The organism is Gilliamella sp. BG3, assembly GCF_046635605.1.
GTDB lineage: Bacteria > Pseudomonadota > Gammaproteobacteria > Enterobacterales > Orbaceae > Gilliamella > Gilliamella bombi.
In genome coordinates this window covers 169,337-179,109 of the sequence record NZ_JBIDFE010000003.1, presented here as the reverse complement: position 1 = coordinate 179,109, position 9,773 = coordinate 169,337, and the positions used below count along the sequence as shown (strand labels likewise).

The following is a 9,773-nucleotide window of genomic DNA, read 5'->3' as shown; positions in this document are numbered from 1 at the left end:
ACTGACCATAAAGCGTTTTGCCAAATCAGTGACCGTTATTTTTTCTTTATGATATAAGCGCCATATCTCTTGTCTGTAATAAGGCGTTAGTTTTTTATGTATATTCAATACAGTACTGTATCAAATTACTGTAAACAATGCGGAAAATCCTCACATTGCTATCACATTGCTAGCTACTGAAGCCGATATTATTGATCTAGATAACAAATATCGGTCTTGTGCACAAGATAGATCAGTTGGTTTATTATAAAATTTGGTGACAGAATTAACTGTCACCTTTAACTATTAAATATACAAAATTTAGGATAGGTCTGGTGGCCTATCCAGTCTTTTCCTACAACTAATTAAAAACGCGATTAATAAGCTTATTAACAACTCCACCAACAATAACCGAGGTTACAAAACTAGCTAATACTCGCCCTTCTGTTTTTATTGATTTAAGATCTTCATCTTCTTCACACGCTTTTGCTATTTTATCTTGCGCAGTATATACTGCTGCTGTTGTTAAAAGAAGCCCAGAACCCACACTAATTAATTTAAAAATTGACATGTATAACTCCTTATTGTTTTATAGCTAAATAGATAAGCACAACTTTAATTAGAAAAATAAAAAACTTTTGTTAAAGATTTTTTCCCATTATTTTTTTAAGATCTATATTATTTTTTAATATATGATTCGTTATTTTTGCATCATTGTATTTTTTTCTTAAGGTTGCTATATATAAACAAGCTGGAATTGTTACACGATAAGCTGGTCCTGTAATATTAAATAGTAGCCATAAATGGTTTATTGCCAAACAAATAGATAATACTAATTCCTGATATCGCCTCGGATAAGGTCTTGGTAACATTACTGTCATTATATTTCCTGATTTAAAACCAAAATTGTTTAAAATGCTAAATATTAAATAATTTGAAATTAAAGAAGACGAAGTCATAAAATTTTGAATCCCCATCATTACCATGGATGGTGTAACTTTAGAATTAACATTACCCAATTCTGCTGCTATTTTTTTAAGGTCTTTTTGACTTATATTTTCTAATGATTGCTTGAGAAGTGAATTTAATAAAGCATCTTCAATTTTTTCAATAAAAAAAGGTGCTGGCTCACTTAATATTGTATTAGTTCGATTACATACATCTATTAATATTTCACGATAGCATACCCCTTTACCTTGCCTTAATAAATTCATTCCTGAATTTGCACCAAATGTTTGAAGCTCTGCAGCTATAGATTTCCAATATAATTGATGGTTAGGATAATGTCGTTTATAACTTGCATCGCTTGTTAATGTTTCGGTAAACCGAAGGGTATTATCCTTAGGATCAACAGTCAATATAGAAACCAATAATTCTAAATCTTCATTAGTACATTGTTTTAAAAAAACTAGGTCTGAATCATCTCTATAAATAGCCATTTATACTCCCCTTATTAATTATTAATTATGATTACAACACTATAGCAATCAGAATTTCCTTCATAAGGAATTTAAGGTGTTTTCGTTCTAATTTTTTATTACTGGTTCATTTGTTATTTTGAATTCAAAATTTTGCATGCAATAGTGTTTATCTCGATAAACTCAACCCAACTATATTTATTTTTATAATTGAGCTGGTATTGTTTATCTACACGGCAAATATCTGGCCTTGTTTCATAAATGGTACATAATTTTGTTTGATGGTCATAATAACGACATACCCCATTACCACTATCAAGAAATTGCGTTTCTTGTGAACGATTAACACTGCAACAGCAAGCTCCACATTGATAACAAGGAAACGGGGGGGAATTACTCATAATGATTTTACCCATGAATGCACTGATTCTAAATTGCCAGCTTCAAATGGTAATTTAATTCCTCGGCGAGTTACTTCTTCTTTTAACAGAAAGCTGCGTTCTAGTTCATTATTGGTCATAGTAAGATGCAATGTAAACGACGCTAATTGTTGTGTATCCATATTGAACTCTAGCCTTGCTAACTCTTTTAAGTAATTATCTAACTCAGTATTTACAGCTTTAAAAAAATCGAGAGTTCTTTCGTATTTATCTTTAAATTTATCTAAAAAAGCCCAAATTTTTTGAGGAAGAGTCCCTTTATCTAGATAGTGATTAAATGCTAATGTTAAAATACCAGTCGCTAGTGCACTACAAAATGCAGATAACTCAGTGCCAAATGGAAAAGCAAATAATTGTGAACATATGCTATAAATAGCAGTACCACAAACAACGGAAATTCCAGCACTAATAATTTTACTTACTTCTTTGACTAATTGACCTAAAGGCAATGAATCAGGGTTGCAAAAGATTAATTTTATAGCTGCCGTAATATGCCCCCACATTTCACGGATCATTTTTCCAAGCATTTTTTGCGTAGTGAAAAATATATTGGTAACAGTAGTGGTTACACTCGATAACGCACCACTAGCAGCGCCATCTTTGAAAGAATTAAAAAAATCTTTAAATTTTAATTTTATTCGTTCCCATATAGCATTAAATACATCGCTAATATCATTTAAAAAATTTTTTATAGAAAAATTATATTTATTATTTGCATAAATAGAAGGAAATTGATCGCGTAGTTCAAACCATGCCTCAGCAAGAATAAGCCCTAGCATCTGTCTTGTTCCCATTTTAAAACCAGAAAGAGCTGATTGATAAGCGACATCTTTAGCAAACTTACTGCTAGTATAATAGGCTATATTGACAGTTCTCTCGTATTTAGCCCGTGCTTTTTTGTCTATTTCAAGCATTTTATTAAAGTTTGCTTTTTCTTTATTTTCTAACTTTTCTAATGATTTTTTTTCTTGATCTGTTAACGATTTTTTCTGTTTTAGTATAGCTATTTCTTGACGGGTTTGAGTAAGTTCATTTTGAAGTTTGCTTACAAAGTCAGACATTGAACTTGCTTTCTTAGACTTATTTAATGTTTCATTAGTGAAATATAAATTGCTACTGTCATTAGCAAGGTCAGTTCCTGATAATTCAGCTAATATTCTACCTTGATCGTGATGTATTTCATTTGCAGCAATAACATGATCTAAATTTTTTTTATCATGTTGAGCAAATATTTCCCCTGTGTAAGCATCTTTTAAGGTATTTGCTTGATGAGCGATTTTTCCTTGTCGATTTGTCTCAATATAATTGGCATGAGAATGATACTCATGTGAATCATATTTTGAGTTTTGTTCATTTATTATTCTTTCTCTATCGGTTGCGTAAATGTTTTGTCGTGCATTATGAACAGTATCAACATCTCCACCTACATTATCTTTAAATAATAAAAAATCTAATCCAAATGAAGTTACCAAAGATTTGACAACGGTATTATGTAACTCTTCGCCCCAATCCATTTCCTGTTTCATCATTATTTTTAGTCCTCGTTAATATAATCAATAAAACAAAAGCCAAGTATTCTTGGCTTTTATCATTACATTTCCTGAGTAAAATCTTTATATTCTTTTTCTTTGTTAATTAATACATTATCTAATTCTTCTTGATTAAGAATATTGAATCCATCACTATCTTTTTCGACTTCAACAATACTATCTTCGGATACTGTTTTAATTTTAAAAAGTGGGGTTGTAATAATATCGGTCATAATAGCTGCCAATAAATAACCGTTATTAATAACTCTTAAGCTCTTTTCCGAATTATCGCTAATATCTTCTCCCCAACCAAGAACCACTATCTTTTGATGCAACTCTTTTAAAGCAGAAAAGTAATAATTAAAGGTCTGATTGATTTTTTCCAACGATGTATAAATTTTATCCACATAGTTATTTGTATTAGATAAATGTTTATCAATTAAATCCATTTTTGTTATTGCTGTGTCAGCTTCAGAACTTGATTTTTTTGCATTTTCTAATGCTTTTTCAGCGTGGTTTGCATACGCAAAACCAGCAATAGCAATCATTGGCGCAATGGCTGCAGCACCTAAAACCATTGCTCCACCAGCCATTCCCCAACCTCCAGCAGCAAGTGATCCACCTCCAATAGCGGCCATAGTGGCATTATATGCAGCTACGCCAGATAAAGCGGCAATAGGTGTTCCTGTTGAAGCAGCTGCAAAAGCCATTACTCCGCTATATACCGCAAAACTTGCAGCTGCTCCCGCTGCACCAGATGCTGCAACCGTACCTAAAAACCCCACTGTAGAAAAAGAATATTCTTCAATTTTATCCATCTTAACTTTAGGAACAGATAACTTAAGATCTTTATTGTCATTTTGTTTCAATTGTTTTAATAATTCGTCGGAAATTTTTTTAAATTCACCAAATGATTTACCAATATTAAGTTCTAATGTACCTAATCGCTCTAATTTCTGTTCTGAAACTTTGTTTAATACATCCAGTTCATCTTTTCGTTTGTTATATCGGCTTTTGGTTCTTTCCAAGATTTCATCAGCTTCTGATTTTAGTTGATAACCATCGTATGCTTTTTTGCCACCAACTGCTGCAGCGACTGCAGCTGCACCTGCAAGAATAATAGGTAATGCCATTGTTATTTCCTCGTTAAATTTATGTTAATTAAAATATATTATGTTTGTATCGCAATAAAACTAGGATGTGATCATCTTTGCTTGCTCTCCAAACCCCCTAACCCAAGCGTTTAACTCACGTTCACTAGATGTGGTGATAGTAAGAATAATTTCGCCATTTTCGATTTCTTCGATTTTTTGTTCATCGCACCAAATTCTTTCTTTGACATAACCAGCCGCTGATTTGGTAAATTGAATTGAAAAAGTACGAGGTTCATGTTCTGGTAAACCAAACGTAGTTTTATTTTGAATGTGATCTGGTACTGATATAGCAACTTTTTGGTTAATAAAATCTAATTTTTTTATTCGGTGGATTGCCAAACAAGTACTGTGTTTTAATTCTGTCGCAACGTTATTTGAAATTACGCCATAAACGTATAAGGCATGATTCATTGCAATTACTTTTTGCGGAATAAAATAGTGGTTTTTTCCTTGTTGATTACCACTAGCAATATAATGAATGTGGCAAAAAGTCTTGTTTTCAATACACTTTAATAAGTCCTCAATAATGCTAACTTTCTCTGAATAATCAATCTTCCCTTTACTAAAAAAGGCAATAGGTTTACTTAGTGAAAAGTGTTCTCTTGTATCTAACTCTAATAACAACATAGAAAGATGCAATAATGTTTGATCAATACGTTCACCAATCTCTGGTGGAATAAAGGGTTTGGACAATTCGCGGCACAAACTTAGATATCGTAATTCCTGATAATTTAAACCTAGTGTATTTTTATGATTGATCTGCAAACTATACCAACGACGATTTTTTTCCTTGCCAGAGCAGAAACATTCAGGGAAAGATAACTCGATCTGTTCAGCTAGTCGTATTACTGTTTGAGCAGAACAGTTTAGTATTTCAGCTAAATCTGATTGATAATGCGGTTTATTATCTGATAGCAAAATGTGATACATTTTCAACAGTTTTTGTCCTGCACTAACATTTGAATCTTTCTTCCTACCCATCATCTATTTACCTATTGTAACCTTTTCCCTAATTAGAAATATTGCTTTATTTTTAATCAAAAATTTTTACAGAATAATATAGCTTTTCTTAACTTAAAGTATTAACTGAATTTATAAATTAAACTTTATGCTTGATCTGAATAAAAATCCGATAACATTTACATTAATAATGTTATATTCTGATTACGCATTAAATTATCAGATTGTTTTTCCTATCTACGGAAAAAGAAATAAAAAGAATTATTTTTTTATTTAATTATTGATGAATAAGAGAAAATTGTCATATCGGAATTTTCGATCAATTAATGATCATTGATCGTTTATTTCGATCAATATTACTCAATTCTATCTTTTTTGTGCTTATTTTGATGTAATTTCAGTAGAGATTAGTTAGCTAGTTTATTAAATATAGCTGAACTCAGTTTTGATAAGACTTTAGACATAAAAAAACCAGCTTTAAGCTGGTGTTCTTTGTGACTTGGTGCCAGTGGTCGGACTCGAACCGACACGCTTTTAAGGGCGGCGGATTTTGAATCCGCTGCGTCTACCAATTTCGCCACACTGGCATTAAACGTGTAAATAAGTAAACGTTAGCATTATACTAAGCTTTACAATATCTGCAACAGGTATTATCGTAAAGCGTTTTGGTTGCCTAAAAAATCAACTACCACCTGCGTTTCCAAGCAGGTAATTTTTTAAGGATTATATAAGCAGTTTGTTTAGCTACTGCATTATCAACATTGTGATTTTGAGCATATTGTAATGTAACTTCATGCCATTTTTCATCAAATGTTTTCATTGTGCCATCTTTATGAGCACAATGTTTACAATAGTTTTTAGACATATCGAGCAATGGATAATCAGCAATAGCAGTCATTGGCATGCCACATGCAATACACATTTTCATATTTTAAATTCCAATAATATTAAAAAAGGTGACTAAATAATTGCCATCTTTATATGTATAAAAATCCTACTCTGAGTTAAACAAGATTACAATATATATTAAAAATAGATAAATAGATTTAGAAATTAAGATCGAATTGAGGTGTTACTGGATTTAAGTCTTGTTGTTGTCGTTGCTGTTTTGATAATAGATAACGGCGTTTTAATGCCCGTTGTTTACATAAACGCAAAACTTTTTGCTTTTGGCTATCACTCAAGGTTAACCAACTAAATCTTTCTTCTCTTGAGCGATAACAAGCAATACAATAGCCTTGTTTATCAGTTACACAAACTCGTTTACACGGGCTTGGAATATCAAAAAATTCAATCTGATCCAATTTATTCCTCGTTTCCTAAGCAAAACGACATATTGACTAATGTTCTTTTAATCCTAATCCTTTACTTAATACTTTAAAACAGTCATCACAATCATGTGTAGCTGCATGAAGTAATGTTTGAGTCGGTGCGTGGATTAATTTATTGGTTAAGCGATGCGAAAACTCAGCAAAAACATCGTCAATGTTAGCGCCCTGCCTGATGGCATTTAAGGCTTTTATTTGTAACTCACGTTTGATACTTTCTGCATTACTACGATACTGCTTAACATAAGCAACTGCATGTCTAGTCTTAAGCCAATCAATGAAAAGTTCAGCTTGTTCTTGAATAAGATATTGCGCTTCTTTAGCGGCAATAGCTCTTTGTTCTAAATTACTTTCAACCGTTTTTTGTAAGTCATCAATAGTATAAAGATGCACATTATTGAGTTGACTAACCTCTTCCTCGACATCGCGAGGAACAGCTAAATCAATAAACAGCATTTTACGATGATTTCTAGCTCGTAAAGTGCGCTCAACCATGCCTTTACCTATAATAGGTAAAGGACTCGCTGTTGAGCTGATCACAATATCAACATCTTTAAGTCGATTAGCGATATCAGGTAATGAAATGATTTCTGCATCAATATCAACCGCAAGTTTTAATGCCTTTTCACGGGTTCGATTGGCAATAATAACTTGATTAAATCCATGCGGTTTTAAGTAACGTGAAATAAGCTCTATTGTTTCACCCGCGCCAACAAGCATAATATTTAAATTAGAGGTATCACTAAAAAGATGGCGAGCAACTAAACAAGCAGCATAAGCGACAGATGCTGTATTAGTGCCAATATTGGTTTCACTACGGACAATTTTCGCTACATGAAATACTTTTTGAAATAGTTTTTTTAATTGAACAGATAAGCAATTTTGTTCTTGAGCAAAACTATATGCTTGCTTAACTTGCCCTAGAATTTGTGGCTCACCAATGATCATAGAATCTAAACCACTTGCTACCGACATCAAATGTTCAACAGCTTGTTGACCGTCATACCAATAAAATGAATCTTGGTATAGATCAACATCAAGATGATGAAATTGTCCTAACCAACTTTCTACAGATTGTTTTAATCTTAGATAGTCAGTTTGATGCTCATAACTAAGATAAATTTCTGTTCTATTGCAGGTAGACAAAATAACACACCCATCAACTAAAGGATGTTGGTATAAGCTGTATAGTGCTTTATCGACAATCTCATTAGGAAAAGCAAGCCTTTCCCTTAAAGCAACTGGCGCTGTTTTATGATTAACACCAAAAATTGTAATAGACATTGCATCGCTTCTTTTTTGAAGGTTATTAGATATATTATTTTATTAACAGTTCTTAAACGTCTATATTATACATAAAAAACAGTAAAGGTTCTTTTTCTTATTCAGTAAATTATCAGTTATAATACTGCACTTATTGACACAAACACTAACAACTAAGAGTTATTTTATGTCTAAAATCAAATATATATTTGTTTTCATATTACCTTTACTTATCACCGCTTGCCAAATAACAAAATCTCAAAACAACACTTCGATTGAACAGCAGTGGCAAATCCGCCAACAAAATCTAAAACAAATAAACACATTCCAAGTTAAAGGTAGTATAGCTTACATAAGTGATAAATCTCGTAATTATGGACGATTTTTAATAGCTCAACAATCAACTGATAACTACCAAGTTAAATTAACCTCCCCCATTGGTAGCAATATTTTAACATTAAACGCCGAACCTAATTATGCTCAACTGGTTGATAAAGACGGTAGAAATTACCAAGATACCAATGTTGAAAATCTTATGAAAAAGATATCCAATGTAAATATTCCACTTAATTCTTTGCATAATTGGTTAAAAGGATTTTCAGACAACATCAATACTGACAAGTTAGATAGTTCAGGAAGATTACTTTCAACTGTCTTTATACAAAATAACAATAAATGGACATTAAAAATTCCAAGTTACTCTACTTATACTTATCAAAACAAAAAGATAGATTTACCTGCAACTATAGAGCTTACGCATGATGACGAAGTTGTTCGCTTAAAAATTAGTGACTGGATTTTACGATAAAGGATAATAGTTATGAAACAGTGGTTATCACCTGCTAAATTAAATTTATTCCTTTATATCACTGGACGCCGTTCTGACAATTATCATAATTTGCAAACGTTATTTCAATTTATTGATTATTGCGACATCCTAATCTTTAATGTTCGTCAAGATAATAAAATTAACTTATTAACCGATTTTACAAATGTACCCGTTAATAAAAACTTAATTGTTGTTGCTGCTGAACAATTGAAATCCTATACCAACCGTAATGATTTAGGTGTAGATATTACAATTGATAAAAAAATTCCTATGGGTGGTGGATTAGGAGGAGCCTCATCTAATGCTGCAACAGTATTAGTAGCACTTAATCAGCTATGGCAACTTAATTTATCAACCGAAATACTAATGGATATAGGACGAAAAATTGGTGCCGATGTCCCTATTTTTATTTATGGTCATGCGGCTTTTGCCGAAGGAATTGGCGATCAATTTCACCCTGTAGATATTCCTGAATATTGGTATTTAGTCACTTGCCCTAATATTGAAATATCAACAGTCGAAATATTTAATGCTCCTGAGCTAACTCGCAATACGCCAGCTCAAAGCATTACTGATTTACTTTCATTGAAGTTTAACGAATTAAAAAATGATTGTGAGGAAGTAGTTAGGAAACGTTATCCAACAATAAATAAAATAATTACTTACCTTTCCCAATATGGTACAACTCGATTAACAGGAACTGGTGCATGTGTTTTTACCCAATGTGAATCAAAGCAACAAGCATTAGCCATTCAAGGCAAACTTAATGCAGCACTATCAGTTAATAGTTTTGTCGCAAAATCGTTAAACACCTCTCCTTTATTCACAAATTAAACAAAAACCTTAATCAACAATCATTAAATGGTTAAGGTT

The 9,773-nt window shown here is 32.0% G+C and carries 11 protein-coding genes and 1 tRNA gene; 2 read left to right on the top strand and 10 right to left on the bottom strand.

The annotated features are described in order from the left end of the window. Positions 1 to 340: 340 nt before the first annotated feature. From ACGH6S_RS02495 to hemA, 10 genes are all read right to left on the bottom strand, one after another. A complete protein-coding gene (locus ACGH6S_RS02495) occupies positions 341 to 550 on the bottom strand; it encodes a hypothetical protein (RefSeq protein WP_034914571.1) in 210 nt (69 codons plus the stop codon). A 70-nt stretch (positions 551 to 620) separates the two neighbouring features. Further along, positions 621 to 1,418: a DUF3944 domain-containing protein gene (locus tag ACGH6S_RS02490; RefSeq protein WP_174798534.1), complete on the bottom strand. Its 798-nt coding sequence runs from the start codon at positions 1,416 to 1,418 to the stop codon at positions 621 to 623. Positions 1,419 to 1,531: 113 nt separating this feature from the next. Further along, positions 1,532 to 1,798 (bottom strand): YkgJ family cysteine cluster protein, encoded by a 267-nt coding sequence (locus ACGH6S_RS02485; protein WP_174798535.1) that lies wholly within the window; start codon positions 1,796 to 1,798, stop codon positions 1,532 to 1,534. Further along, entirely contained in the window at positions 1,795 to 3,366 is a 1,572-nt protein-coding gene (locus ACGH6S_RS02480) for a cobalamin adenosyltransferase (protein ID WP_174798536.1), read from the bottom strand. The genes ACGH6S_RS02485 and ACGH6S_RS02480 overlap by 4 nt, the downstream gene beginning before the upstream one ends. A gap of 62 nt (positions 3,367 to 3,428) precedes the next feature. Continuing rightward, complete coding sequence (locus tag ACGH6S_RS02475; RefSeq protein WP_034914564.1) at positions 3,429 to 4,499, bottom strand: hypothetical protein; 1,071 nt, start codon at positions 4,497 to 4,499, stop codon at positions 3,429 to 3,431. Between the two features lie 60 nt (positions 4,500 to 4,559). Then, positions 4,560 to 5,504, bottom strand: coding sequence for a WYL domain-containing protein (locus tag ACGH6S_RS02470; protein ID WP_174798537.1), 945 nt, complete (start codon positions 5,502 to 5,504; stop codon positions 4,560 to 4,562). A 476-nt stretch (positions 5,505 to 5,980) separates the two neighbouring features. Then, positions 5,981 to 6,067: transfer RNA gene (locus ACGH6S_RS02465), tRNA-Leu, on the bottom strand. A gap of 98 nt (positions 6,068 to 6,165) precedes the next feature. Next, positions 6,166 to 6,408, bottom strand: a complete 243-nt coding sequence (locus ACGH6S_RS02460) for a zinc ribbon domain-containing protein (protein WP_065575322.1) — start codon at positions 6,406 to 6,408, stop codon at positions 6,166 to 6,168. Positions 6,409 to 6,526: 118 nt separating this feature from the next. Beyond that, positions 6,527 to 6,784, bottom strand: coding sequence for a DUF1289 domain-containing protein (locus ACGH6S_RS02455; RefSeq protein ID WP_065625977.1), 258 nt, complete (start codon positions 6,782 to 6,784; stop codon positions 6,527 to 6,529). A gap of 36 nt (positions 6,785 to 6,820) precedes the next feature. After that, the gene (gene hemA, locus ACGH6S_RS02450; protein ID WP_065559989.1) at positions 6,821 to 8,092 is read right to left on the bottom strand and encodes a glutamyl-tRNA reductase; all 1,272 of its coding nucleotides are present in this window, start codon (positions 8,090 to 8,092) and stop codon (positions 6,821 to 6,823) included. Positions 8,093 to 8,258: 166 nt separating this feature from the next. On the opposite strand from hemA, the gene lolB reads away from it, so the two are divergent. After that, positions 8,259 to 8,879: a lipoprotein insertase outer membrane protein LolB gene (gene lolB / locus ACGH6S_RS02445; RefSeq protein ID WP_034914549.1), complete on the top strand. Its 621-nt coding sequence runs from the start codon at positions 8,259 to 8,261 to the stop codon at positions 8,877 to 8,879. Positions 8,880 to 8,891: 12 nt separating this feature from the next. Beyond that, on the top strand, positions 8,892 to 9,734 hold the full coding sequence (gene ispE, locus ACGH6S_RS02440; protein WP_174798539.1) for a 4-(cytidine 5'-diphospho)-2-C-methyl-D-erythritol kinase: 843 nt from the start codon (positions 8,892 to 8,894) through the stop codon (positions 9,732 to 9,734). The last annotated feature ends 39 nt before the right edge of the window (positions 9,735 to 9,773 follow it).